Genomic DNA, 24,855 nt, shown 5'->3' with positions numbered 1-24,855 from the left:
ATGGCTACTTTTGATTTCCTGCTTCAGGGGCTGTGGGTTGCTGCCCAGCCGATGAACCTGCTCTATGCACTGATCGGCGTGACGCTTGGAACCGCCGTCGGCGTTCTGCCGGGCATCGGCCCGGCCCTGACCGTGGCCCTCTTGCTGCCGGTCACCTATCAGCTCGATCCGGCCGGCTCGCTCATCATGTTCGCCGGCATCTATTACGGTGGCATGTATGGCGGCTCGACGACGTCGATCCTGCTCAACACGCCCGGTGAAAGCGCCTCGATCGTTACCGCGCTCGAGGGCAACAAGATGGCGCGCGCCGGACGGGGCGGACCCGCCCTTGCAACCGCCGCCATCGGCTCGTTCGTGGCCGGCCTGATCGCGACGCTCGGACTTGCCTTCATCGCGCCCTATATCGTCAAGCTGGCGCTGGTCTTCGGTCCGCGCGAATACTTTGCATTGATGGTTCTCGCCTTCGTCACCGTGTCTTCGGCATTCGGCGACAGCACGCTTCGTGGCCTGACGGCGCTCTTCGTCGGCCTGGCGCTGTCCGTCGTCGGCATCGACCAGCTGACCGGCCAGGCGCGCCTCTCCTTCGGGGTTCCCGAACTGCTCGACGGCATCGAAGTTACCACGCTGGCCGTGGCGATGTTTGCAATCGGCGAGACGCTGTTCATTGCGGCCCAGGGCGCAAAGGGCCCGGACAAGGTCGAGGCCGTGCGCGGTTCGATCTGGATGAGCAAGCTCGATTGGGCGCGCTCGTGGAAGCCCTGGCTCCGCGGTACGTTCATCGGCTTCCCGATCGGCGCCATGCCGGCCGGCGGCGCCGAGATCGGCACCTTCCTGTCCTATGCCGCTGAAAAGCGCCTGACCAAACATCCAGAAGAGTTCGGCAACGGCGCCATCGAAGGCGTCGCCGGTCCGGAAGCTGCCAACAATGCCTCGGCTGCCGGCACGCTCGTTCCGCTCCTGACGCTCGGCCTGCCGACGACGGCAACCGCCGCCATCATGCTCGCGGGCTTCCAGCAGTACGGCCTGCAGCCCGGTCCGCTTTTGTTTGCGACCAACCCGCAGCTCGTCTGGGGCCTGATCGCCAGCCTGCTGATTGCCAACTTCATGCTGCTCGTCCTGAACCTGCCGCTGATCGGCCTTTGGGTGAAGCTGCTGACCATCCCCAAACCTTGGCTTTACGCAGGCATCCTGCTGTTTGCCACGCTCGGCACCATCGGCGCCAACCCTTCGGTCTACGAGCTCGGCATGCTGCTCGCCTTCGGCCTGCTCGGTTATGCCATGCGCGTCTTCGGCTATCCGATTGCGCCTGTCGTCGTCGGCCTGATCCTCGGCCCGCTCGCCGAGCAGCAGCTCCGCCGGGCGCTGGCGATCAGCCAGGGCGACGTCAGCGTGCTGTTCACCTCGCCGATCGCAGCCGTGCTTCTGGTCGTTGCCGCCGCAGCGCTGATCATCCCGCTGATCCTCAGGGCTCGCGGTCGCGGTGAAGTGCTTTCGCAGCTCGCTGCCAACGAAGACTGACGAACAACGCCGCGCCATCACCTGTTCAGGGGTGGCGTGGTCCCGACCTTCTGCATCGTTCTATCGATCTCGTCCGATCCGGGAACCGTGCAGGAGCCTCCCAAGGCTCAAATAGCAGGCCCGGTCGATGGATAGTCGACCGGGCCTGCTTCCGTTGCATGGCTGGGGTGTCCAATTGTGCATTGCAAAAAGACCTGCCAAGTCCCATCTTTTGCTCATCAGAGAGAAAACGAAAGCGAGCAAAGAGATGGCTACCACAACTTACCGCAAGGGTTTCATCGGCCGCGCATTCGCAGTTCTCGGCGCCGCTAGCGCTGCTGCAGCTGCTGTCGAAGGCCACCGCCGCCCCAAGGCAAGCGACCTGCGCACCCTCGGCATCGATCCGGCGAACTTCCCGGACGCAGGCCGCAACTAACAGACAATTCCGGCGCCCGTCGTCACGACAGGGCGCCCTATCCTCCCAAGGATGAGACGGCTCGACATCGAGGGATGGCGGGCCGTTATTTTTTGGTGATGGACCTTGTGAACGCGACAACGCGGATCGCGTTTGTGCCCTGCTCAACCTCACGGATAAGGCTCCCCCAGGGGCGATGGCGACCTGCAGCCCGGCTCAGGGGCGCCCGGTCGCCATCCTCATCAGACTGCGCATGCGCTCTCGCAGGATGCGGCCCCATGGTACCTCGGCGTCGATTGCACGGTAACCGGCCTGCGTCAGCGAAAAGCGGACATGGCCGTCGATCTCGCGCCTTACGATGTATTGCATGTTCAAGGCGCGAAACACGGCAGCATGAAGCTCCTGCGGCCAATCGATCTCGTCGGCCGGCACCCGGTGCCCACCCGCCCGGTAAACCTCTTCCAGCACTCGCTGCAAATCGCCTGAAATCATCCCTTGTTTATCCAGGGACTGACGTCGTTTGGCAATGGCGGTGCAGCCCCGCCTCTCCGAAACAAAAAGCCCCCGGTGCAGTCTGCACCGGGGGCCCTTGAGTGCATGTCAGTGGTCGAGCGAACTAGGCTTCGACGCGGGCCTGACCGTGGCCTGCTTCGCCACGCAGTTCCGCTTCGCGCTCCCGCCTGTTGTGGCGGATCGACGACCAGAGCGAGATGCCGATCAGGGCAGCGCCGCCAAGGCCGGTGATCACTTCGGGGATGTGCACCAGCGTCTGGAAATACATCACCACCGAAAGGATCAGGATCGCGTAGAACGCGCCATGTTCCAGATAGCGGTACTCGGCCAGCGTCCCCTTCTCCACCAGCATGATCGTCATCGAGCGCACATACATGGCGCCGATGCCAAGGCCGATCGCGATAATGAAGAGGTTCTGCGTCAGGGCGAAGGCGCCGATAACGCCGTCGAACGAGAAGCTCGCATCCAGCACTTCGAGGTAGAGGAAGGCTCCGAAGCCGCCCTTTGCCGAAGCGTCCAGCGTCTGCTGGGACGCGTCGAGCAGACCGCCGACCACCTCGACCGCGAGGAACGTCAGCAGGCCGTAGATGCCCGAGTAGACGAAGGTGTGCGCGTCGGCAGGCTCGAGAAGCCTGGAGAAGCCGAGAATGAGCGCCAGCACGAAGGCAATTTCAATGCCCTTGATCGTGGCGAAGCGCGCCATCTTGCTTTCAACCCACGAGATCCAGTGCACGTCCTTCTCGTTGTCGAAGAAGTAGGTGAGACCGACCATCATCAGGAAGGTTCCGCCGAAGGCGGCGATCGGAAGGTGCGCATCGTTCATGATGCGGGCATATTCTTCCGGTCTGGTCGCTGCCAGCATGATGGCATCGATCGGGCCGATGCTTGCCGCGATCACGACGATGAGCAGCGGGAAGACGATACGCATGCCGAAGACGGCGATGATGATACCCCAGGTCAGGAAGCGGTGCTGCCACTCCGGGGTCATGTCCTTCAGCTTGTTCGCGTTGACGATCGCGTTGTCGAAGGACAGCGAGATTTCAAGAACGGCCAGCACGGTGCAGATGAAGAACACCGAAGCCATGCCGCCGATCGTGCCGGTCGACTGCCAGCCGAGCCACGCGCCGAGCGCGAGGCCGACCGCGGTGACGATGAAGGCCCACTTGAAGTAGCCAAGCGAGCTTGCGTGCGTGTGAGGCTGTGTCATCGACGGGCCTCCTTCGCGCGCACGACTCCCGGTTCCGAGAAGAAGTGGGGTTTTGAAACGAAAATACGCACGGCCGAAAGGGCACATGCGTTAGGCATGAGATCAGTTTTCATGGTAGCTAATCCGCCGGCTACTTTGCTGGCGGTACCGACATCACGAGAGCGCCGTAAAAACTCTCGCCAGAGGGGCCCGGCACCAGTGTTCATCCCGCGGTCCGATGTCTGGTCGGCGAGATCACCCCTTAACTAGCAGCGCCGTGCGTTACGTCAAGAGGCAACGCCACCGCCCACAGGATGATCGGGTGCCTCCAATGCGAAATCCTGGATTGCAGCGCCGAATTCGCCCCGATCCATTCATTCGTAAAACTTATGGTCCCATACCGAGTGGGCGATGGATTGCTGCTGCGGAATGTGCAAAAGGCTCGTGCGAACACGTTTGAAAGCCGCCGCCATGACCCTCATCGCCACCTCCGCAACCGCGCCGAACGCCGCGCGCACGGGTGTCATCATCATGCTGCTCGGCATGCTAATGTTCTCGCTCAACGACGTCATGGGCAAATGGCTGGTTGCGACCTATTCCGTCAGCCAGCTGATGGTGATCCGCAGTATCGCGGCACTGCTCGTGCTTTCACCCTTCATCCTCCGGCGCGGCCTGCGTTCGATGCTGCGCGTCGAACGCCCCTGGCTGCAAGCGCTGCGCTCGCTGCTCTTTGCCGTCGACGCTTCGGCCTTCTATTTTGCCGTCGCCTACATGCCGCTCGCCGACACCATGACCTATTGGCTGGCAGCGCCGATCTACGTGGCCGCGGCCTCGCCGTTCCTGCTCGGCGAAAAAGTCGGCTGGAGACGCTGGACGGCCATTCTCATCGGCTTTGCCGGCGTCGTGGTCGCGCTCGAACCGTCGAAGGACACGTTCAGCCTGCCGGCGCTGATCGCGCTCGTCGGCAGTGCCGCCTTCGCCTTCGCGCTGATGCTCGGCCGGACCCTGCGTTCGACGCCGGATACGACGCTCGTTTTCTGGCAGGTGATCGGCGCGCTCGTCTTCTCGCTGGTCGGCGTTGCCGCCAACCCGTCCGGATGGGCGCCCGTCGACGGCGAGGCCGTCCTCCAGCTCGGCATGCTGGGCATCGTTGCCATGCTCGCGCACATCCTGGTCAATCGCGCACTGAAGCTTGCGGATGCCGCGACCGTGGTGCCACTGCAATACACGCTGCTGCTGTGGGCCGTCGTCTTCGGCTGGTTCTTCTTCGGCGACATGCCGCGTCCGACCGTCATCATCGGCGCCGCCCTGATCGTCGCCTCGGGGCTCTTCATCTTCTTCCGCGAACAGCAGTTGAAGAAACAGGCCACAAACGTGTGACCGCAAGCCTGTGGGAACGACGGGCAGGGTTTCGCTTGGCGTCTTCCTCTGATACCTGGCACCCGTCTCAACGCTGAAGGGAGGCTCACATGGCCAAGGCAATCCACTCGATGATCCGCGTACTCGACGAAAAGAAGTCGGTGGATTTCTATCGGACAGCCTTCGCGCTCGAGATCGCCGAGCGGCTCGATTTCGACACCTTCACGCTGATCTACCTTGCAAACGAAGAGACCGAATTCGAGCTCGAGCTGACTGTCAACAGGGAGAGGACCGAACCCTACGCGCTCGGCGACGGCTACGGCCATCTCGCCCTGTCGGTGAGCGACCTCGACAGCGAGCACACGCGGTTGACCGAGGCCGGGCTCAGCCCGAACAAGATCGTCGAATTCAATCGCGACGGCGCACTGCTGGCGCGGTTTTTCTTCATCACCGATCCGGACGGCTACAAGATCGAAGTTCTGCAGCGTCACGGCCGCTACAAGTGATCGCCTAGCCTCAATTGCAATCAATCAAAACAATAGCGATTATCGCGCCTATCTATTTCGCTTATAGGCAGAGCGGACTTAGTGTTCCCCGGAAGCATCAAGAATGATGCGCCAACAAGGGGAACACGGATGAAGAAGCAGATTGCAGCGATGATGCTGGCCGTCATGGCGACGGCAACGTCGGCAAGTGCCGCCGACAAGATCAGGATCGGTACGGAAGGCGCCTATCCGCCCTTCAACTTCGTCGATTCCGCCGGCAAAATCGGCGGCTTCGACGTCGATATCGGCCTGGCGCTTTGCGAACGGATGAAGGCCGAGTGCGAAGTCGTCGCGCAGGACTGGGATGGCATCATTCCCGGCCTGCTCGCCAAGAAATACGACCTCATCATCGCGTCGATGTTCATCACCGAGGAGCGCAAGAAGCAGGTCGCCTTCACCAACCCCTATTATCTCGCGGCGATGACGCATGTGGCGCCGAAGGGCGCCGGCATCACCACGTTTACCAACGATGCGCTGAAGGGCAAGACGATCGGCGCCCAGTCCGGCACGACGCAGGCCGATTTCATCGCGGCGACCTATCCGGACGCGGACATCAAGCTCTACCCGACCCAGGATGAAGCCAATCTCGACATGGTCAACGGCCGCCTCGATCTGCAGGTCGGCGACATGCTGCCGCTGCTCGACTGGGTCACGAAGAACGACGACGGCAAGGCCTGCTGCGAAATCATCGGCGAGCCGATCACCGACAAGAAGTTCGTCGGCGATGGCGTCGGCATTGCCGTGCGCCAGGACGACAACGACCTTCGAGAAAAGCTGAACAAGGCACTCGACGAAATCCGCGCCGATGGCACCTACAAGAAGATCAACGATAAGTACTTCTCGATCGACGTCTATACGATGAAGTAACTCAAAGCCGTCGCGACCGGTCGCTGCCAGGGCGGCCGGGCCTACCCCCTCGGGCGCCAGACCAACAGGCGAAAATCATCGTCCCCCTGCTCGGCGGCCTCGATGAAGTCGCAGCGCTGGAAACAGGCGAGACTTGCCGCGTTGTCGATCTCGATGTGCGCGTGAAGCTCGGCATAGACGCTGCCCGGACCACTCAGGAAGGCAAGCAGACTGCGTGTGCCGTAACCGCGGCCGCGCAGATGCGGTGACACCGCCAACTCGATGTGACCGACACCCTCTTCATCGCGATCAACCTGGATTTCAGCAAACATCGTTTCATCGAAACCAACCGCGGCCCAGCACCCTGCGTTGTCGCTTCCCGTAACATGCGAAAACCAGTCGTCGGTGGGATAGGCGAGGAAACGTGCGATTTCGGCATCGGCGAACCAGGAACGGTAGCGCTCAAGGTCTGCCTGCGTGAAGAGGCGGAAGGTGATTTCCAGTCCCGAACGATCTGCCACCCTTTGCTCGCCCCTTTGCCGCTTGAAACGGCCGCGCTCCTGTCGAGCGCGGCCGCATTTGAAAGCTAGTCCGCCTGTGCCTGCCGCTGGCGGGCAACAAGCGTCTCGAACTGCGGGTCATCGGCCATCGTTGCCAATGCCCAGTGGCCTTCGAGCCATTCGGCCTGACCGTCCCAGCCGTCTTCGACCAGCTTGCCGATGTTGGCGAGCGCTCGCTCGCGCTCCCCGATCAGTGCCCAGGCGCCAGCCGCGTGGAAGCGATACCAGCCGATATGGGCGCTGGCGGCCTCCAGATGCGTCGCCCAATCCCTGCAGGTTTCCGGATCGAGATCGCCGACATTTTCAGCAGGCAGATTGCCGCTATAGGCGAAGTGGCGATCGTTCTCGACCAGGCCAATCGCCTTAGCGATCGCGATCGAGCCCCTGTTGGACGCGTGCGAATGCCACTCGACCCCGACGATGCCGCGTTCTAGGCACTCTGTCAGCGCTGCTGCGGCCGCAACTTTCGCGAGACCGAGACGGCGAAAGCCAGGCTCGGTGCCAACGCCGAGCTCACATCTGCTACCCGTCACGCTGTCGCTCATGCAATGGCTGACGATCCTTTGCTGATGGAGCACGCAGAAGCCCACCCCCTTGTCTAGGAAGTCCTCCGTCGACGGCCAGCTATCGATACCGTCCGTCACCACGTCCAGATTGACCACGGCAGCAGAAAGCAGGGTGCGGTCGATGCGCGCCAGTTCGAACCCGTCCGGCAGGCCCGCGACCGCCACCGGCACGCGTCCCTCCGCCAGACCAAATCGGACGCGCGGATGCGGCCGTGCATACGGGTTGGACCAGACGCGCGACAGATGTCCCGCCCAATGGTCTTGCGCAAACAGGTAGGCCCAGGCTGGAATTTCCCGTCTCAGGGCCGCAACGCATTTGGGCGATGCAAGCTCAGGCGAACCAGCGAGGTAGTAAGTTTCGCCGCTTGCAAGGAGCGCAACCGTCGGCTCGGTCATGCGATCGACCCAGATTTCGCCATCGAGGCAACCGGCCAAGACGGCGGCGACCTCCACGTGCTGGGCAGACAAGGTGTTCAGAAGCGGTTGAGCGACCGTATAGGCCTTTTGCTCGAGTTCATGCATGGTAATGCAATCCTGTAGAGGCAGCGGCTGATGGCGCTGCCGACAGTTGAGAGAGTTGGAACGAAGACATCGTTCCCCTTCGATCCGGCTTTGGCCTGCCGGCCCCCGACGTTGGAAACAGCCATCTTGTTACCTCTCTCTTTCCGTGCGTCCTGCTCGGACGTGATTGCACCCGACGCAAATAGCCACTTTAAAGTGTATGCGCAATATCGTGCGCGCGGCATTTCAGCGGGCTTCACCAAATCCGGAGCCCTGGCAAAATTTCCACCCGCAGGCGGAAACACCAGCACGGACTAGGCGACGATTGTCGAGACTTGGTGGAGTTTTCGACAACGAACAGAAAACCATCGCGGTCGATGGCGCCTGCCTTGCTTGGAATGGGCCATAGCGCAACGGGCCGGAATGACCCGGTTCGCTCGCACGGACCCGGCCGCGGGAAATTGAGCGCGGGTACCACGCGCCAAGGCCGCCAATAGCAACTTGGCTATTGGCGGCCTTGGCGGATCATCTTGCTAAACTGCGATTGCCTTGGCCGAATTGATCCCGGCAAGGCCGTCAGCCAGAACGCGGATCATCGCCGCCTGATCAGGCAGGCCGCAGCCGTCCAGCACCCGTTCCATCAGCGCCAGCCATTGCGGGAAATCTTCCTGACCGAACCAATGAACGGACAGGCAGTCGCCGGGCATCGGGCCTTCCAATCCGGCCTTCGCGAAATCGATGCACTGCACCGGTCCCGAGATCAGCCACAGGACGCGACGGATGCTGACATGAGGCACGGCTTGCGCCTGTCCCATCATCATCTCGCGTAGATCCCCGTCGTTCAAGAGCGCCGACAGCAGCAGGAGCCACGCAATCTCGCACGGGTCCAGCCGGCCCATGTTCGGATTGAGGCGGCCCTGCGCGTTGCCTCTTCGGGTGAAGAGCACGATCGCCTCCTCGAGCTGGCCCCGAAGCATCGCCAGCATTCCAAGCATGAACGGCGGTTCGGCGATATGCCCGATCCACTGGCACGCATCATTGAGCGCGGCTTGCGTCGGCCCCAGATCGTCGCCCGCCAGGATGGCGTCACGGGCATCGCGCAGGATGGCGGACATCGGGTTGTCGTGAAGCACGAAATTGTCGATTGCGGGCGTATCCGGCCTGGCCGGCACGTTGCGGAACCGTCCGAACTGCTTTGTCTGCTGCGTCATCTCACCCGGCTTGAGCGCCATGCGGCACTCATACCAGTCGAGCAGATACGTCCATTGCTCGCGGGTGAAATTGTCCTGTATCAGCCGGTAGCCATTCTTCTTGATGCGGTTGTAGACGTCGGGCTTGGCCGATACCGCGATCATCTTGGCGTAGAGTTCCTCGCCGCTGCCCAGAATGCAGTTCTCGAGATCGACGAAGCCGTACCTCTTGACCACCTCTGAGTCGGGCGCAACCAGGATCGCGCCGGCAGCCGGTATCTCCAGGTGCTTTCGCACCACATAGTCCAGCCGGGTGGTATCGGCGATCGAGAAATAGCTCTGCGATATCAGCCGCGCATATTTTTCGTCGCGAACCTCGAAAGGTGCCGGCGTGCCGGACTGGTATCCCGGATGCGTATAGACCAGCGTCGGCAGGAAATGCTGTATCTCCTGCGTGATCTTGGCGCGCCAGGGGTAGAAGGCGGGAAACAGGTGACCGCTGAAGATCGTGACCGGGATCGTCTTTTCGACGGCGTAGTCCCTGAAGATCTTGCGATCGACGAACAGCGGCAGGAGATGGCAGGTAAAACGCTCCAGCTCGGGCATATGCTGCAAATGCTCGATGCCGCAGAATATGGTCTCGATACCATAGGTTTCCAGCATGCCGAAAAGAAGTGGCCGCATGGGATCGTGCGGGTCACAATTGAGGTAAAGGACCCTCGGAATTTCCGGGAATGCATCGATGTTGGCGATATTGAGCCGTTGCGGCCGCACCCAGTGAACGGCGTCGAAGACGACGAAATCGGGCTTCAGCTTTTCACAGACCTGCTCGAAATCGAAATCCTGATCGATCGTGTCGACATGGCAATGCAATGCCAGCGCATCCACCCACTCGTTGGAGATTCTGCGCAGCAGCGGGCCAGCTTCCGGGTTCAGCGTCGGCCTGACACACAGGACCCGACGACGGGGCGCTTTACCGGCCATTGTCTGCACCTCGCTCGAAGAAGCTCGTGACTGCACCGATGACCCGATCCTGCTGGTCCGGCGTCAGACCGGCGAACATCGGCAGCGACAGGGCCGTGCCGGCATAGTCTTCGGCAACGGGGAAATGGTCCTCTCCCGAGGCCATATGGGCGAAGCACGGCTGCTTGTGCAGCGGGATAGGATAATGCAGCCCCGTCTGGATGCCATGCCCCTCGAGATAGGCCTTCAGCGCGTCGCGCTGCGGCGTGCGCACGACATAGAGATGGAACACGTGGTCGCCGTGTACAACCTCCGGCAGCTTCAGCGGAAGCCCGGCAAGTCCCTCGGCATAGCGCGAGGCGATCTCGCGGCGCTGGTTCGTCCAATCGTCGAGATGTCCAAGCTTGTGGCCGAGCACCAGCGCCTGAATGCCATCCATGCGGTAGTTGTAGCCGATCATCTGATGGACGTAGCGCTGTGCCTGGCCATGCTCGCGCAGGGCACGCATCGCATCCGCGCTGCGGTCGTCGTTGGTCACGACCAGGCCGCCCTCGCCGGCAGCGCCGAGATTCTTTCCGGGATAGAAGCTGAAGCAGCCGAAATCGCCAAGCGAACCCAGCGCCTGCCCGTCGTAACGGGCGCCGATCGCCTGCGCCACGTCCTCGATGACCAGCAGCTTGTGACGCCGGGCGAAGTCGAGAACCGCCGCCATATCGGCCGGTTGGCCATAGAGGTGGACGGGGATGATCGCTTTCACCTTATCGTCGAGCTTGCGCTCGGCATCGCGCACATCAATCGTTCCGGCACCCGCCTCGACATCGCAGAACACCGGGATGGCGCCGGCATAGATCAGCCCCCAGACCGTGCCGATGAAGGTGTGGGTCGGAACCAGGACCTTGTCGCCCGGAACAATACCGGCTGCGATCACGGCGACGTGCAAGGCGGCGCTGCCGCTGCTGACGGCAACGGCGTGCTTGACGCCGAGATAGTCCGCAATCCGTTGTTCGAAGTCCTTGGCCCAGGGGCCGAGGCAAAAGGCGCTTGCTTCGAACAGGCGCTCCATGTCCGGCATGACGCTGCTACGAATCTGGTTCCACTGTATCGACAGGTCCACGAAAGGCACTGTGGCATGCGCGTTCATCTAGGTCTCTTTCCGTTGCACTCGACCACCAACCCCATCCGCAATGGCTGGGAAAGCGATCGACGCTGATACATCTTGTTTCTGTGGAGGGCGCCGGATCGGCCGGACCTCATTCCGCGGCAATGACGCTTGCCTGCTGCGCCGCCAGTCCGTTGCGAACACGCAACAGGCTGAAGTCCAGCTTCGCCTGCGCCTGCTCGAGGGTGCGAACGACCCGAAGCCCGAGATGCCCGTCCGTCTTGCATCGCTCCTGTCCCAGCATCACCCGGCGGAAGTGCTCAAGCACATCGACCAGCGGCTCGGAGCCGGCAAGCCGCGGCGAATGCACCGAACCGATGCGATAGCTCGGCAGGATCATGTGGCGCTCCTGCTCCGACTGGAAGGTGATGCCCGAATCGTAGACCTTGAGCGGCTCTTCGCGATTGAGGTCGTCCCAGACGGCCATTTGCGCGCTACCGCCGACGGCGATGCGACGGACCTTCACCGGGGACATCCAGCTCAGGTTGAGATGCGCAACCATCGATCCGGGGTAATGGAACGTCAGGTAGGCGATGTCAGGCGAGGTCGGATTGACGTGGCAATAGCCGCTCGCCTCGATCTCCACCGGCTCATGCTTGAACAGATAATCGATGATCGACAGATCGTGCGGCGCCAGATCCCACAGGACATTCACGTCGGGCTGAAACAGGCCGAGATTGACGCGCTGCGAATCGAAGTAGGAGATGCGCCCAAGCGCCTCGGTGTGCACGAGCTCGGCCAGCTTCATGACAGCCGGATGGAAGAGGAATGTGTGATCCACCATCAGCGTCAGACCACGAGCGGCAGCCCTTGAAACCAGATCGGCGGCTTCGTCGCTCGAACTGCACATCGGCTTTTCGACCATCACATGCTTGCCGGCGTCGAGTGCTGCCCGCGCAAGATCGTAGTGCGAGGCAACCGGTGTCGCGATGACAACCGCGTCGATATCGCTGTCGGCCATGACGGGCGCCGCATCGGGATAGACTTTGACGCTCGGGTGCGATGCCGCCAGCTTTTCCTGCAGGCCAGGCGCAGGGTCAACGACAGCGGCCAGCTGAAGGCCGGGGTTGTTGGAGATCACCCGAAACAGGTTCCGCCCCCAATATCCCATTCCAAACAATGCGACTTTGATCATATTCCCGTCCATCAAGAAAACCGTTCGGGACAAGCTGGACCACAAAGCTTGTCCCGGCCTGAACGCGGCTGATTTCGCATTTGATGTTCGCTGGCCGAATACTGATCGAAGGAAAGCCTGGCAAAAGATTGCGCCAATACAACATGATCGCGGCAGACCTCGAAAAGCAATTGTCGTTGCTGCCGCAAGACTATGGATTCACTAGCAATACTCCGCACTGGAAACATTTCAGGGAACGTTGCAAGGGGCGCGGCTGACGAAGAAATTCTGTCCGCGCCTATTGGATTTCACCACCGACCGACGCCGCGTGCCAAGCGCCAAGGTCTGCGAAAACTCTACAGCGGCGAAACTGCGCATGGTTCATCACATCACCTCCTATGACGACCGCTTCAGGGAAGCCTGGGACGGATTCGTGCCGACGACGCAATCCGGCACGGTCATGCACAGCCGGCGATTCCTCGAATATCATGGCGAACGCTTCAAGGACGAAAGCCTGTGTGTCTGGAGCGATCCCGGCGTTCGGCTGAAGGCAGCCATTCCACTGGCGCGCGTACCAAACACCACCGATGTCGTAGCCTCCCATCCGGGAAGCACCTTTGGCGGCATGATCGCCAACGTGATCGACCCTTCGGAGCGGGCCGAGATTTTCGCAGAAGTCGCCGCGACGCTGCTTGAACGAGGGTATCGCAAGCTGATCTACAAGTCTGTGCCGGCGATCTTCGGACAGCAGTTCGACGAGAGCGATCTGCGGTTGTTCCTAAGAGCTGGCACCGTGCGTCGCGCCGATCTCTGGTGTTTCATCCGGATCGATCGGGCCTACGCATTCTCCGCCAAAAGGCGCGCCTCGATCAAAGCCGCCGAGCGCAAGGGCGTGAAGCTGCGCCAAGCCCGACACGAAGCGGACTGGGTCGCCTTCCACACGCTGCTGTCCAGCAACCTGCAGGATCGGCATTCGACCGTGCCGGTCCACAGCCTCACCGAAATGCTCGACCTGCGACGTCGCCTCGAGGACGAAAACCAGCTCTGGCTCGCATACGGGCCCGATGACGAGATTCTCGCCGGGACATGGTGCTTCGCCTACAATGCCGAAACGCTTCACACCCAGTACATCGCCTCCAATCCGCGCGGACGCGAGCTTGGGGCCGTGGACTACCTGCTGGCCGGCGTGATCGACGCGACAGCCGCCAGCAGCTTCAAGGTGATGTCGTTCGGTATCAATACCCTGTCGGACGGATATGCGATCAACACCAATCTGCTGAAGCAGAAACTGCGTTTCGGATCGGGCGTCGCTGTGCACTGGCATTTCGACGTCGATCTGGAGCAACTGGCGAATTTGGATGCAGGTTTTGCACGATGACAATGTGGCTCAGGATCGGGGATGCATGAGATGACTGAACTCGTTGTGATTGGAGCCGGCGTCGCGGGGCTCGTGTGCGCAGCGCTTGCAAGGGCGCAAGGCGCGTCGGTAACCGTGATCGAGGCCGGCGCTTCGGCGGGCGGCCTCTGGAAGTCGACCGCCGTCGAGCTTGGCGGGCGGTCGCATCATCTCGACGCCGGCCTGCGGCTCCCGGTTCTTTCGGGTACGAAATCGATCGACGATGCGATCTTCCACCGCCCCGACTTCCGCTTTTCCTGGGTCTATTATGACGGCTGGCCACGCGAAAGCGCCATAACCGCCGACCGCTTCAACGCGGAAAGCTCGTGCCTCGACACAACCGTCCTCGGGGCGAAGCTCAGTGTCGCGCTCGACGAGATCCGCGCGACGCGGCCGGTCGAAGGTGCCGAAAATGCCGAAGACTACAGCCTGAACTGGTTCGGGCCGACCTTGACGAACAGCCTCGTTCGCGACGCGGTGCTCGGGCTCTTCGAAACGGACTTGTCTGAGCTCGCGCCGAACGCCGTAAAATGGTTCCTGCCGCGCCGTATGATCGCCGGGGATCATCAGGCAACCGCGCGGCTGCTCGACGACGACGCGCTCGCCGGTCGCATCGCGCATGCCCGGTACTGCGACTTGCCCAAAAACGCTGCACGGCAGTTCCTGCGTCCGCAGAGCGGCGGCATTTCCACCTGGATCAACGCCCTGCAGCAGAGCCTCGCAGCAGACGGCGTGACGTTCCTGTTCAACGACGCGGTTCAGGACATCGATCGCGCGCCGGTCACGCAGCGCGTGGAGCGCATCGTCTTGCGCTCGGGTGCCGTCATCCGCCCGGCCGGTGTGATCAGCACGATTGCACCCGCGCTCGTCGCCCGCGCCATGGGCGTCTCCCCCGGAGCACTGCCGCGGTTCCGCCATCTGCAGATCTCCCACGTGCTCGTGGATCGGCCTGTCAGCCATCAGGCGGAATATGCGCTCAACTTCAACCGCCACCCGGCATTCTTCCGCGCCATCTTCCACGACAACATCGGTGATACCGAGGCCGGCAGCCACATCATCACCTTCGAACACCTCGTCGACGAACTCTTGCCCGCAGACCTTGCGCGTGCAGCGCTCGATGAATGCAGGCGCTGTGGCATCATTGATCCAAACGCCACCGTTCTCGGCAGCCACAGCGATCTTTATCGCAACATTATTCCGGTCCCCACCGTGGACTACGGCAAGGCGACCGCACAGCTGAAGGGCGATACGCTCGACCGCGTCCCCAATCTGCGCTTTGTCGGCCGCTCCGCAGGCACACCGTTTCTTGACGGAATTATCCAGGAAGCCGCATTGGCAATCAAAACAACGATCGGAGCCGAAAACTATGCCTGACGCCATTGCCACAGCGTCCAAATTGATTGGCGCCGAGGAATATGCCCGCAAGTATCTGGTCGACATGGCGTTCGAACGGCATCTCATCACCGCCCGCCAGGACAACTGCCTGGAGTTCCTCGACACCTATTCGCCAGCGTCCGTCGTCGAGGTGGGTTGCGGCCCTGACCTGCTGATCGACCGCTTCGATTTTTCCGCCTCGTCCATCGAGAGCTGGCTGGTGATCGAGCCCTCGTTCTATGCCGACCTGATCGAGCAGAAGCGCGCGTCGCTCGGCAAGCTTGAGCTTGAGCGCGGCTATCTCGAGGAGCGGGTCGAAGCGGCAAGAGCAAGACGGCCGGGCGGATTTGACGCCGTACTGCTTTCGGGCCTGTTGCATGAAACAACCAATCCGCAGACCATGCTGTCCGCCGCCAACGCGCTGCTGAGACCGGGCGGCGCGCTCCTCGTCAGCGTCCCGAACGCCCTGTCGTTTCATCGCCTGCTCGGCGTCGAAATGGGGCTGATGCAATCGCCAACCCAACTCTCCGAGCGGAACGTCGAACTCGGCCAGCCCAATGTCTTCCACCGGGAGACCCTGGAACAAATGGTCGTTGAGGCCGGCTTCGGCGAACTCGCGTTCTCGGGCTACATGTTCAAGCCGTTTTCCAATGGCCAGATGGGCGAGGTGCTCGACATCGTCGGCAATGGCACGGTGGAAGGACTGGTCCGGCTCGGCCAGCGTTTCCCCGAGAATGCCGCCGAAATCGCGGTCTTCGCCCGCAAGCTTTAGCACTGGTTTGGCGAATTGAAGCCCGGTCCCTGTCGGGATCGCGTTTCAATTCACGCCAACCGACCGCCAGTCGCTATGGTCGACCGCGTCGACCGATCGCAGCCATGGCCCCACGTGCGACTTGCATGCAGCCGTCGGCGCCGCCAAAGTCGCGACCGGAAACGAGATGAGGCGATTGATGTTCGATCTGACGGGAAGAACCGCCCTGGTGACGGGCGGCGGGCGAGGGCTGGGCCTGGAAATGGCAAAGGCGCTCGCCAAGGCAGGTGCGTCGGTTGCCATCAACGGTCGCAGCAGGACAGCGCTTGAGGCGGTGCGCGATCAGTTAGCAAGCGAAGGCGTGATCCTTGAGGTCGCGCCCGGTGACGTGGTCACGGATGCCGAGCGGATTCTGGATGACGCGACCGGGAACGGGCAGGCGCTCGATATTCTGATCCACGCCGTCGGCGTGCGTGACCGACGCGGCACGGACGACATGGATGCCGCCGGCTTCGCCACCCTTATCAACACCGACCTGACTGCCGCCTATGGCATGGCGAAGGCGGCACTGCCCTATCTCCGGCGGTCCGACGCCGGCCGGCTGATCTTCGTCACCTCGATTGCAGCCGTTGCCGCCCGTGCCGGCGATCCCGCCTATACGGCGGCCAAGGGGGGACTTGAAGCATTGACGCGATCGCTTGCGGTCGAGCTCGGCTCAGACACGCTGACCGTCAATGCAATTGCGCCCGGCTGGTTTGCAACGGAAACAAACGCGGCGCTTGCCGCCGATCCGGCGCTGCAGCAGTTCGTCGACATCCGCATTCCGCTGAAGCGCTGGGGTCGCCCGGAGGAGATCGCACCCGCGGCCGTCTTCCTCGCATCGCCGGCTGCAAGCTTCGTCAACGGCATCACCCTGACGGTCGATGGCGGCATGACGGTACAGATGTAAGCCGCTTTGGCGACGGAGCGATCAGGGCTCGGCAACTGTCCTTACAAGTCCGTCGGCAAGAAGGTCGGCTAGCGTGATCGCCGCCTTCTCAGCGCTTCGCTTCAGATGCAGGCTGAACGCTGCGTCGGGCAAGGCAGGCAGGGCCAATCGGTCTGGCGCGATTACCACGCCGTCACCAACGAAGCGCCCGGTTCGCGCCGTCACCGCGATACCGCTGCGGATGGCAGCCCTGATGCCCGAGAGGCTGGGGCTGGTCGCAGCAATCCGATAGGGTCGGCCCTGCCCGTCGAGCGCCTCGATCGCCGCTGAACGGAAACCGCAGGGTGGATCGAGCACGGCGAGTGGCAATTGATCGTCGAAGGACGTGGCATCCGGTGAAGCACAGAGCCAGACCATCGGTTCCTCAATCACGGCGACTTCGTCTGCCGCAGCCCCTTGCCGCATGACGATCAGCACGTCGATCATGCCCTGATCATACTGGCTCTGCAGCTCTCTGGTGCGCCCGACCCTGAGATCCAGCTGGACGCGCGGATGAGCACGCGCAAACTGGCGCAGCAGCGCCGGTAGGGTGCTGTCGGCAAAATCCTGGGTGCAGCCGAGCGAAACGCGGCCGTCGGTGCGCCCACCTTTGAGACTGAGCCAGGCGTCACGATGGACCTCGAGGATCTTGCGCGCCTGCACGACCACATCTTCGCCGGCCGGCGTCAGCACACGGCCGCGGCCGGACGGAGCCAACAGCTCTTCCCCGATCACCGCTTCCAGCCGCTGCATCTGCGCGGTGACCGCCGACGGCGTGCGCCCGACAGTCGCGGCGGCCTGTGAGAGCGAGCCGCTTTCGGCAAAGGCGAGGAACGTGCGCAAAAGGTCGGGATCAAGCGTTTGCATAACTTCATGATAATCGAACTATAATTGCAAAACAATTCGATTTTTATTGAGCGAATTGGATGCGACATTGGCGTCAACACCAACCCGCAGCTCACGGAGCACATCATGCCCATCATCAATGTCAGCGTCACCGGCAAGGCCGACCCGGCCATTTCCCAGCGCATCGCCACGGCCGTCAGCGAACTGACCGCCAAGCATCTGCACAAGGACCCGACGATTACGGCCGTCGTCGTCAGCTATGTCGATCCGGCGCACTGGTTCGCCGGCGGTCGCTCGCTCGCCGACCAGGGCGCCAACAGCTTCTGGCTCGACATCAAGGTGGTAGACGGCACCAACACCAAGCAGGAGATGGCGAACTATCTCGAGGCGGTCTTTGCCGGCTTCCAGCAACTGCTCGGCAACGTGCATTCGGAAAGCTACATCCTCGTGCACGAGGTTTCCGCCGCCGCCTACGGCTTCGAAGGCAAGACGCAAGAGTTTCGCTACATCAGCAACAAGCTCAAGGCCACGGTGTGAGCGTCGGCGCTCGTCTTCGAGACGAGGGACAGGCGGCGTCGACCAGACCGACGCCGCTTCCATTCAGACCAGGTCAGCCGGCCTTTGCTTCGTCGTTCCCGCGAAGCAGATGGATGAGCGCGGAAAAATCGTCGCTGCCGTGGCCGAGCTTTTCGAACATCGAATAAAGCTGCGCGGCCTGTGCGCCCATCGGCGTCGATGCGCCCGATGTGCTTGCCGCCTGTTGCGCCAGCTTCAGGTCCTTCAGCATAAGGCTGGCGGCGAAGCCCGGCTTGTAATCATTGTTGGCCGGCGATGTCGGCACCGGTCCCGGCACCGGGCAATAGGTCGTGAGCGACCAGCACTGGCCAGACGAGGTCGAAGCCACGTCGAACAGCGCCTGGTGTGACAGGCCGAGACGCTCAGCCAAAACAAAGGCCTCGCAGACGCCGGCCATGGAAATACCAAGGATCATGTTGTTGCAGATCTTTGCCGCCTGGCCCGCGCCGACGTCGCCGCAATGGACGATCTTCTTGCCCATGGCATCGAGCAGCGGCTTGCCGCGGGCAAAGGCGTCGTCGGCGCCGCCGACCATGAAGGTGAGCGTGCCGGCGGCAGCGCCACCAGTCCCGCCCGAGACGGGCGCGTCGAGCGAACGGCAATCGGCCTTTTCCGCCAGCGCATGCGCCTTGCGGGCGCTGTCGACGTCGATGGTCGAGCTGTCGATCAAAAGCGTCCCGGGATCCACGAAGCCGAGCAATTCATCCCAGACGTAAAGCACGTGCGCGCCGGCCGGCAGCATGGTGATGACGCATTCGGCCTCACGCACCGCCTGCGCGATCGAGCCTGCAACCGAAACACCCGTTTTGGCGGCGGCGGTGCGCGATGCCTCGGACAGGTCGAACCCGGTCACCGCGTGACCGGCCTTCACCAGATTGGCCGCCATTGGGCCGCCCATGTTGCCAAGCCCGATAAAGGCGATCTTCGTCATCTTCACTCCTCCTGAAATGCAGTTCGACCGACGCCGATTGGAGCCGACGCTCCCTCAGGCGACAAACAATGGCAGGTGATCCCGATTGGCAAAGCGCGCGCGCATTTCCTCGGTCACGTCGGATAGCCCGACCGTCCATTTTGGATTGCGGTCCTTGTCGATGACGGCGGCGCGCACGCCCTCATAGAAATCGGGATTGGACAGCATGCCCAGCGTGGCCGAGTATTCGCGCTCGAGGCATTCGTTGAGCGAGGCGCTTGCGCGCCCTGCCCGCAGAAGATCGAGCGTCAGCTTCATGCTCAAGGCCGAGCGCGAACGCAGCAGCGCCAGCGTCTCCCAGCCGAAATCACTGTCTTCGGCTTCCAGCGCTGCAAGGATTTCCTCGACCGTGTCGAAGGCAAAGCAGCGGTCGATTGCCTTCAGATGCGGCGCGAGCGACGAGGCCGGCGCATCTTCGGCAAGGCCTGCCATGGCGGCGTCGACGTCCGCCGCCGTGGCCGAAGCCGGCAGTGCTGCAAGGCGAGAAAACAGGTCTTCGAGTTTGCCGGCCGGAACGAAGCGATCGGCAAGCCGGGCATGGATCGCATCGGCGGCGGCGATGTCACGGCCGGTCAGGCCGAGATAGGTGCCGAACTCGCCGGGCGCATGCGGCAAGAGCCAGGTGGCACCGACATCCGGGAAATAGCCGATGCCGGTTTCAGGCATGGCGAGCCGGGTGCGCTCGGTGACGATGCGGTGGCTGCCATGGGCGGAGATGCCGACGCCGCCGCCCATGACGATGCCGTCCATGATGGCGATATAAGGCTTGGCATAGGCTGAAATGCGGCTGTTGACGACGAACTCCTCGCGCCAGAACTGCGCGCCTTCGGCCGGCCGCTCGCGCCCGCTCTCATAGATCATGCGGATATCGCCGCCGGCGCAAAGCCCGCGCTCGCCCTCGCCCGTCACCATGACGGCGGCGACCGAAGGATCGTTCTCGAATTCACTCAGCGCATCGGCGATCAGCCGGATCATCGGAACGTTGAGGCTGTTCAGCGCCCTGGTGCGATTGAGCCGGATGCGGCCGATCGCGCCCTGGCGTTCGACGATGACCTCGGGTGCTGCCGCCTGCATTTCCATGAAAGGCCCTTCCTATTTCCGGCCGATGATCGATCGTGCCACGATCAGCCGCATGATCTCGTTTGTGCCCTCGAGTATCTGGTGCACCCTGAGGTCCCTGACAATCTTCTCGACGCCGTAGTCGGCGAGGTAGCCGTAGCCGCCATGGAGTTGCAGCGCGTCGTTGGCGACGGCAAAGCAGCGATCGGTGACGAAGCGCTTGGCCATGGCGCAGAGCTTGGTCGCTTCCGGGTCGCCGGCGTCGAGCGCCGAGGCGGCGCGCCAGAGGAAGGTGCGGGCAATCTCGAGATCGGTCGCCATGTCGGCCAGACGAAACTGCAGCGCCTGGAATTCGCCGATCGCCTTGCCGAAGGCGCGGCGCTCCTGGACATAGGCAAGCGCCCGGTCGAAGGCGGCCTGCGCGCCGCCGAGCGAGGCTGCCGCAATGTTGAGCCGGCCACCATCAAGCCCGCCCATGGCGATCTTGAAGCCGTCGCCTTCTCCGCCAAGTCGGTTTTCCGCCGGCACCCGAACACCATCGAGCATCACGGCGCGGGTCGGCTGCACGTGCCAGCCCATCTTCTTCTCGTTGGCGCCGAAGGTCAGGCCGGGCGCATCCTTGTCCACCACGAAGGTCGAGATGCCCTTGGGACCATCCTCGCCGGTTCGTGCCATGATCACGTAGAGGCCGGAAACGCCCGCTCCGGAGATGAACTGCTTCTGGCCGGTCAGCACATAGCTGTCGCCGTCCCTGACCGCCTTGGTCTTCAGCGCCGCCGCATCGGAGCCCGATCCCGGCTCTGTCAGGCAGTAGCTTGCCAGCGTCTCCATGCTCAGCAGCTTTGGCAGCAGCCGATGGCGCTGCTCGTCGGTGCCATAGCGGTCGATCATGCCGGAGCACATGTTATGAATGGACACGAAGGAGGCGACGGCCGGGCATCCGGTCGCAAGTGCCTCGATGATGATCGCGGCATCAAGCCGCGTCAGGCCCGTGCCGCCGACATCGTCGCGCACATAGATGCCAGCCATTCCGAGCGCGGCTGCGGCCTGCAGTTTGTCGACCGGAAAATGTTTTTGCTGGTCCCACTCGATCGCATTGGGCGCCAATTCGTCGCGCGCGAAATCAAGCGCCATCTGGCGAATGGCTTCCTGTTCCTCTGACAGGCGAAAATCCATATGCATGTCCTCCCTGACCGCATACCCGCTGCATGTTTTTCCCGCAACCGTTGCCGATCAAGGGAAAAAGCCACGCAGGAACTCAAAGTGCCACAGCAGCCTTGCGCGTCCTCGATACGCGGCGCTGTCGTCGATTGGGGCTAGTTACACCAAATTCTGCACAGGCACAGGTGCAACTTCTCACAGGTTCTGTTCAAAAATGGACAGAACCTGGCAATTTCCCTCAGTTCTCGCTCAGACGATACGGCAGAGCGCCGCGCAAGTCATGGTCCACGATCAGCCTTCGCTTCAAGGGCGGCACGGCGCGGCTGGCGCATTTCGTGCGCTCGCAGATCCGGCAGGAAATGCCGATCGGATCGAACGCTGCGCGGTTGCCGAGATCGAGATCATCGGCGTAGACGAAGGCGTCGGCGTAGGAGATCTCGCAGCCGAGCGCCAGGGCATAACGCGGCTGTGCGGCGCGAAAGCCGCCGCCGCCCTTGCTGATCTGGGTGGCGAGACAGAGGTAGCGCACACCGTCCGGCGTCTCCGCCAGCTGGCGAATGATGCGGCCCGGCGTCTCGAAGGCCTGATGCACGTTCCAGAGCGGACAGGCGGCACCGAAGCGGGCAAACTGCAGCTTGGCCGCACTGTGGCGCTTGGTGATGTTGCCGGCCCGGTCGATGCGGGCAAAGAAGATCGGCACGCCCTTCTGGCCCGGGCGCTGCAGCGTCGACAGGCGGTGGCAAACCTGCTCCAGCGACGCACCGAAACGGGCTGCCAGAAGCTCGATATCGTGTCTCAGTTCGCGCGCCGCCCGATGAAACGCCTGATAGGGCAGGATCAGCGCGCCGGCGAAATAGTTCTGCAACCCGATGCGGCAGATCTCGTAGGCCTCCTCCGTGCGGAAACCGGCAGCGCCGGCCACGCGGTCAATCTCTTCGCGCGCGTGCAGCTGGGCGATCTGAAGCGCCACCTGGAAGTCGCGGGTGGCGGCCGGCGCGTAAGGGTTCAGCGTCAATAGGCGCGCGCGCGGATCGTAGCGCCGGATCGCTTCGTCGCCGGCGGCACCGCGCACGACGCGCACGCCGTGGCGCTGTTCGAGATAGGTGACGAGCGCCGCATGATTGTCGCCCTCGCCGAGCCCGAGCTCGCCCGCCAGACGCTCGGCGAGAAGATCGATGTCGTGGATGTAGTTGTCGACGAAATGAAAGAAGTCCCGGACTTCCTCATAGGGTGTCGTTTCCACCGACGGCCCACCGCGGCCAAGGGTGTCGTCGATGCTGGCAAGCTGCTCGCTGTTGCGGCGATAGGCCTGGTGGCAGCTGATCAGCGCATGCGCCAGGCCCGGCGCATTCTGGGTGATCAGCTTCAATTCCTGCAGGCTCGGCGAATAGGTCTCGAACAGCGGGTCGCTCAGCGCCTCGGACAAGGCAGATAGCAGCCTGTCGCCCTCGCCGGTCGACAATTCCGCGATGTCGATCTGGAATTTTTCGGCAAGTGCCAACAGCACCGAAGCCGAAACGGGCCGCTGGTTGTTCTCGATCTGGTTGAGGTAGCTGGTCGAGATGCCGATGCGCTCGGCAAACTGCCCCTGTGTCGCCTTGTTTGCATCCCTGACTTCCCGGACCTTGCGGCCGATATAAAGTTTTCCGATCGCCATGTTCGCAACTTTGCAATTTACATTTCGCAATATTCTCTATTTCACATTTGCACATGAACGGCCGTTTTACCATCCGGCCTTCGACGCTATTGCGAAGCGACAAACGCCTCTGCACAATCACGGAAAAACCGGGAGGGATTTATGCGCGCCATACTCGAACAGGTCGAAGCTCGCCGGGCGGAGGCAAGGGCCGGCGGCGGCCAGCGCCGCATCGACGCCCAGCATGGCAAAGGCAAGCTGACGGCGCGCGAGCGCATCGAGGTTCTGCTCGATGACGATTCCTTCGAAGAATACGACATGTACGTCACCCATCGCTGTGTCGACTTCGGCATGGATAGCCAGAAGGTCGCCGGCGATGGCGTCGTCACCGGCTGGGGCACGATCAACGGCCGGCAGGTCTATGTCTTCTCCCAGGACTTCACCGTGCTCGGCGGCTCGCTTTCGGAAACGCACGCGCAGAAAATCTGCAAGATCATGGACATGGCGGTCCGCAACGGCGCGCCGGTCATTGGCCTCAACGACAGTGGCGGTGCCCGCATCCAGGAGGGTGTTGCCTCGCTTGCCGGCTACGCCGAAGTCTTCCGCCGCAATGCCGAGGCATCGGGCGTCATTCCCCAGATCTCGGTGATCATGGGCCCCTGTGCCGGTGGCGCGGTCTACTCGCCCGCCATGACCGACTTCATCTTCATGGTGCGCGACAGCTCCTACATGTTCGTCACCGGTCCCGATGTGGTGAAGACCGTCACCAACGAGATCGTCACGGCCGAAGAGCTTGGTGGAGCGAGCACGCACACGAAAAAGTCCTCCGTCGCCGACGCTGCCTATGAAAACGACATCGAGACGCTGGAAAATGTGCGCCTGCTCTTCGATTTCCTGCCGCTCAACAACCGCGAAAAACCGCCGGTCCGTCCATTCCACGACGACCCGTCACGGCTGGAACGGCGGCTGGACAGCCTGATCCCCGATAGCGCGGCCAAACCCTACGACATGAAGGAACTGATCCTCGCGCTCGCCGACGAAGGCGATTTCTTCGAGCTGCAGCAGAGTTTCGCCCGCAACATCATCACCGGCTTCATCCGCATGGAGGGCCAGACCGTCGGCGTCGTCGCCAACCAGCCGATGGTGCTCGCCGGCTGCCTCGACATCGACAGTTCGCGCAAGGCCGCCCGCTTCGTGCGCTTCTGCGACGCCTTCTCGATCCCGATCCTGACGCTGGTCGACGTGCCGGGCTTCCTGCCCGGCACCGCCCAGGAATATGGCGGCGTCATCAAGCACGGCGCCAAGCTGCTGTTTGCCTATAGCCAGGCGACCGTGCCGATGGTGACGCTGATCACGCGCAAAGCCTATGGCGGCGCCTATGACGTCATGGCGTCCAAACATATTGGCGCCGATGTCAACTACGCCTGGCCGACCGCCGAAATCGCCGTCATGGGCGCCAAGGGCGCAACCGAAATCCTCTACCGCTCCGAACTTGGCGACGCCGAGAAAATTGCCGAGCGCACCCGGGAATACGAGGAGCGCTTCGCCAATCCGTTCGTCGCCGCCGAACGTGGCTTCATCGACGAGGTGATAATGCCGCATTCGTCGCGCCGCCGGATCGCGCGCGCCTTCGCGTCACTGCGCAACAAACAGGTCGATCTGCGCTGGCGCAAGCACGACACCATCCCCCTATGATGGAGGCAAG

General features: G+C 62.5%; 23 protein-coding genes. 11 read left to right on the top strand and 12 right to left on the bottom strand.

Annotation, left to right across the window (positions count from 1 at the left end; all coding sequences use genetic code 11):
- Nucleotides 1-1,518, top strand: coding sequence for a tripartite tricarboxylate transporter permease (locus tag RTP54_RS13200; protein WP_112811399.1), 1,518 nt, complete (start codon nucleotides 1-3; stop codon nucleotides 1,516-1,518).
- A 247-nt stretch (nucleotides 1,519-1,765) separates the two neighbouring features.
- Entirely contained in the window at nucleotides 1,766-1,933 is a 168-nt protein-coding gene (locus RTP54_RS13195; protein WP_112811398.1) for a hypothetical protein, read from the top strand.
- Between the two features lie 195 nt (nucleotides 1,934-2,128).
- Here RTP54_RS13195 and RTP54_RS13190 read toward each other — a convergent pair whose 3' ends face one another.
- Together RTP54_RS13190 and RTP54_RS13185 are read right to left on the bottom strand one after the other, a co-directional pair.
- Entirely contained in the window at nucleotides 2,129-2,404 is a 276-nt protein-coding gene (locus RTP54_RS13190; RefSeq protein WP_312363318.1) for a hypothetical protein, read from the bottom strand.
- A 124-nt stretch (nucleotides 2,405-2,528) separates the two neighbouring features.
- Nucleotides 2,529-3,632: a DUF475 domain-containing protein gene (locus RTP54_RS13185; RefSeq protein WP_112817987.1), complete on the bottom strand. Its 1,104-nt coding sequence runs from the start codon at nucleotides 3,630-3,632 to the stop codon at nucleotides 2,529-2,531.
- Nucleotides 3,633-4,082: 450 nt separating this feature from the next.
- On the opposite strand from RTP54_RS13185, the gene RTP54_RS13180 reads away from it, so the two are divergent.
- The 3 genes from RTP54_RS13180 (at nucleotide 4,083) to RTP54_RS13170 (ending at nucleotide 6,382) form a co-directional block, all read left to right on the top strand.
- Nucleotides 4,083-4,991: a DMT family transporter gene (locus RTP54_RS13180; RefSeq protein WP_312363315.1), complete on the top strand. Its 909-nt coding sequence runs from the start codon at nucleotides 4,083-4,085 to the stop codon at nucleotides 4,989-4,991.
- An 89-nt stretch (nucleotides 4,992-5,080) separates the two neighbouring features.
- Nucleotides 5,081-5,476 (top strand): VOC family protein, encoded by a 396-nt coding sequence (locus RTP54_RS13175; protein ID WP_312363313.1) that lies wholly within the window; start codon nucleotides 5,081-5,083, stop codon nucleotides 5,474-5,476.
- A gap of 129 nt (nucleotides 5,477-5,605) precedes the next feature.
- A complete protein-coding gene (locus tag RTP54_RS13170) occupies nucleotides 5,606-6,382 on the top strand; it encodes an ABC transporter substrate-binding protein (RefSeq protein WP_312363311.1) in 777 nt (258 codons plus the stop codon).
- A gap of 41 nt (nucleotides 6,383-6,423) precedes the next feature.
- Here the strand turns inward: RTP54_RS13170 and RTP54_RS13165 are convergent, their stop codons facing one another.
- From RTP54_RS13165 to RTP54_RS13145, 5 genes are all read right to left on the bottom strand, one after another.
- Nucleotides 6,424-6,882, bottom strand: a complete 459-nt coding sequence (locus RTP54_RS13165) for a GNAT family N-acetyltransferase (RefSeq protein WP_312363309.1) — start codon at nucleotides 6,880-6,882, stop codon at nucleotides 6,424-6,426.
- A 65-nt stretch (nucleotides 6,883-6,947) separates the two neighbouring features.
- Nucleotides 6,948-8,009 (bottom strand): GNAT family N-acetyltransferase, encoded by a 1,062-nt coding sequence (locus RTP54_RS13160; protein WP_312363307.1) that lies wholly within the window; start codon nucleotides 8,007-8,009, stop codon nucleotides 6,948-6,950.
- Nucleotides 8,010-8,521: 512 nt separating this feature from the next.
- Nucleotides 8,522-10,162, bottom strand: a complete 1,641-nt coding sequence (locus tag RTP54_RS13155; protein WP_312363305.1) for a glycosyltransferase — start codon at nucleotides 10,160-10,162, stop codon at nucleotides 8,522-8,524.
- The gene (locus tag RTP54_RS13150) at nucleotides 10,152-11,282 is read right to left on the bottom strand and encodes a DegT/DnrJ/EryC1/StrS family aminotransferase (RefSeq protein WP_312363303.1); all 1,131 of its coding nucleotides are present in this window, start codon (nucleotides 11,280-11,282) and stop codon (nucleotides 10,152-10,154) included. The genes RTP54_RS13155 and RTP54_RS13150 overlap by 11 nt, the downstream gene beginning before the upstream one ends.
- Nucleotides 11,283-11,391: 109 nt before the next feature.
- Nucleotides 11,392-12,435 carry a Gfo/Idh/MocA family protein gene (locus tag RTP54_RS13145; RefSeq protein ID WP_112817980.1) on the bottom strand — a complete coding sequence of 348 codons (1,044 nt, stop codon included), beginning with the start codon at nucleotides 12,433-12,435 and terminating at the stop codon, nucleotides 11,392-11,394.
- Nucleotides 12,436-12,790: 355 nt separating this feature from the next.
- On the opposite strand from RTP54_RS13145, the gene RTP54_RS13140 reads away from it, so the two are divergent.
- The 4 genes from RTP54_RS13140 to RTP54_RS13125 all read left to right on the top strand — a co-directional run bounded on the left by RTP54_RS13140 (nucleotide 12,791) and on the right by RTP54_RS13125 (nucleotide 16,884).
- Nucleotides 12,791-13,792 (top strand): GNAT family N-acetyltransferase, encoded by a 1,002-nt coding sequence (locus RTP54_RS13140; RefSeq protein WP_312363301.1) that lies wholly within the window; start codon nucleotides 12,791-12,793, stop codon nucleotides 13,790-13,792.
- A 30-nt stretch (nucleotides 13,793-13,822) separates the two neighbouring features.
- Entirely contained in the window at nucleotides 13,823-15,184 is a 1,362-nt protein-coding gene (locus RTP54_RS13135) for an NAD(P)-binding protein (protein ID WP_312363299.1), read from the top strand.
- Nucleotides 15,177-15,956, top strand: a complete 780-nt coding sequence (locus RTP54_RS13130; protein ID WP_312363298.1) for a methyltransferase domain-containing protein — start codon at nucleotides 15,177-15,179, stop codon at nucleotides 15,954-15,956. The genes RTP54_RS13135 and RTP54_RS13130 overlap by 8 nt, the downstream gene beginning before the upstream one ends.
- 178 nt (nucleotides 15,957-16,134) lie before the next feature.
- Nucleotides 16,135-16,884: an SDR family oxidoreductase gene (locus RTP54_RS13125; protein ID WP_312363297.1), complete on the top strand. Its 750-nt coding sequence runs from the start codon at nucleotides 16,135-16,137 to the stop codon at nucleotides 16,882-16,884.
- Nucleotides 16,885-16,905: 21 nt separating this feature from the next.
- On the opposite strand, the gene RTP54_RS13120 is transcribed toward RTP54_RS13125, so the two are convergent.
- Nucleotides 16,906-17,769 carry a LysR substrate-binding domain-containing protein gene (locus RTP54_RS13120; RefSeq protein WP_312363296.1) on the bottom strand — a complete coding sequence of 288 codons (864 nt, stop codon included), beginning with the start codon at nucleotides 17,767-17,769 and terminating at the stop codon, nucleotides 16,906-16,908.
- Nucleotides 17,770-17,874: 105 nt separating this feature from the next.
- On the opposite strand from RTP54_RS13120, the gene RTP54_RS13115 reads away from it, so the two are divergent.
- On the top strand, nucleotides 17,875-18,285 hold the full coding sequence (locus tag RTP54_RS13115) for a 4-oxalocrotonate tautomerase family protein (RefSeq protein WP_312363295.1): 411 nt from the start codon (nucleotides 17,875-17,877) through the stop codon (nucleotides 18,283-18,285).
- A 73-nt stretch (nucleotides 18,286-18,358) separates the two neighbouring features.
- Here the strand turns inward: RTP54_RS13115 and mmsB are convergent, their stop codons facing one another.
- The 4 genes from mmsB to RTP54_RS13095 form a co-directional block, all read right to left on the bottom strand.
- A complete protein-coding gene (mmsB, locus tag RTP54_RS13110) occupies nucleotides 18,359-19,255 on the bottom strand; it encodes a 3-hydroxyisobutyrate dehydrogenase (protein ID WP_312363294.1) in 897 nt (298 codons plus the stop codon).
- A gap of 54 nt (nucleotides 19,256-19,309) precedes the next feature.
- Nucleotides 19,310-20,374: an enoyl-CoA hydratase/isomerase family protein gene (locus tag RTP54_RS13105; RefSeq protein WP_312363293.1), complete on the bottom strand. Its 1,065-nt coding sequence runs from the start codon at nucleotides 20,372-20,374 to the stop codon at nucleotides 19,310-19,312.
- A 12-nt stretch (nucleotides 20,375-20,386) separates the two neighbouring features.
- A complete protein-coding gene (locus RTP54_RS13100; protein WP_312363292.1) occupies nucleotides 20,387-21,529 on the bottom strand; it encodes an isobutyryl-CoA dehydrogenase in 1,143 nt (380 codons plus the stop codon).
- Nucleotides 21,530-21,752: 223 nt separating this feature from the next.
- Nucleotides 21,753-23,171 carry an XRE family transcriptional regulator gene (locus RTP54_RS13095; protein ID WP_312363291.1) on the bottom strand — a complete coding sequence of 473 codons (1,419 nt, stop codon included), beginning with the start codon at nucleotides 23,169-23,171 and terminating at the stop codon, nucleotides 21,753-21,755.
- 141 nt (nucleotides 23,172-23,312) lie between these two features.
- Here RTP54_RS13095 and RTP54_RS13090 point away from each other — a divergent pair, with 141 nt between their 5' ends.
- Nucleotides 23,313-24,845 (top strand): acyl-CoA carboxylase subunit beta, encoded by a 1,533-nt coding sequence (locus tag RTP54_RS13090; RefSeq protein ID WP_312363290.1) that lies wholly within the window; start codon nucleotides 23,313-23,315, stop codon nucleotides 24,843-24,845.
- The last annotated feature ends 10 nt before the right edge of the window (nucleotides 24,846-24,855 follow it).

The organism is Ensifer sp. (assembly GCF_031989085.1).
In the GTDB taxonomy this organism is placed as follows: Bacteria; Pseudomonadota; Alphaproteobacteria; order Rhizobiales; family Rhizobiaceae; genus Ensifer.
Note: the sequence above shows the minus strand (reverse complement) of the source record. Positions and strands in the feature narration are given on the sequence as shown.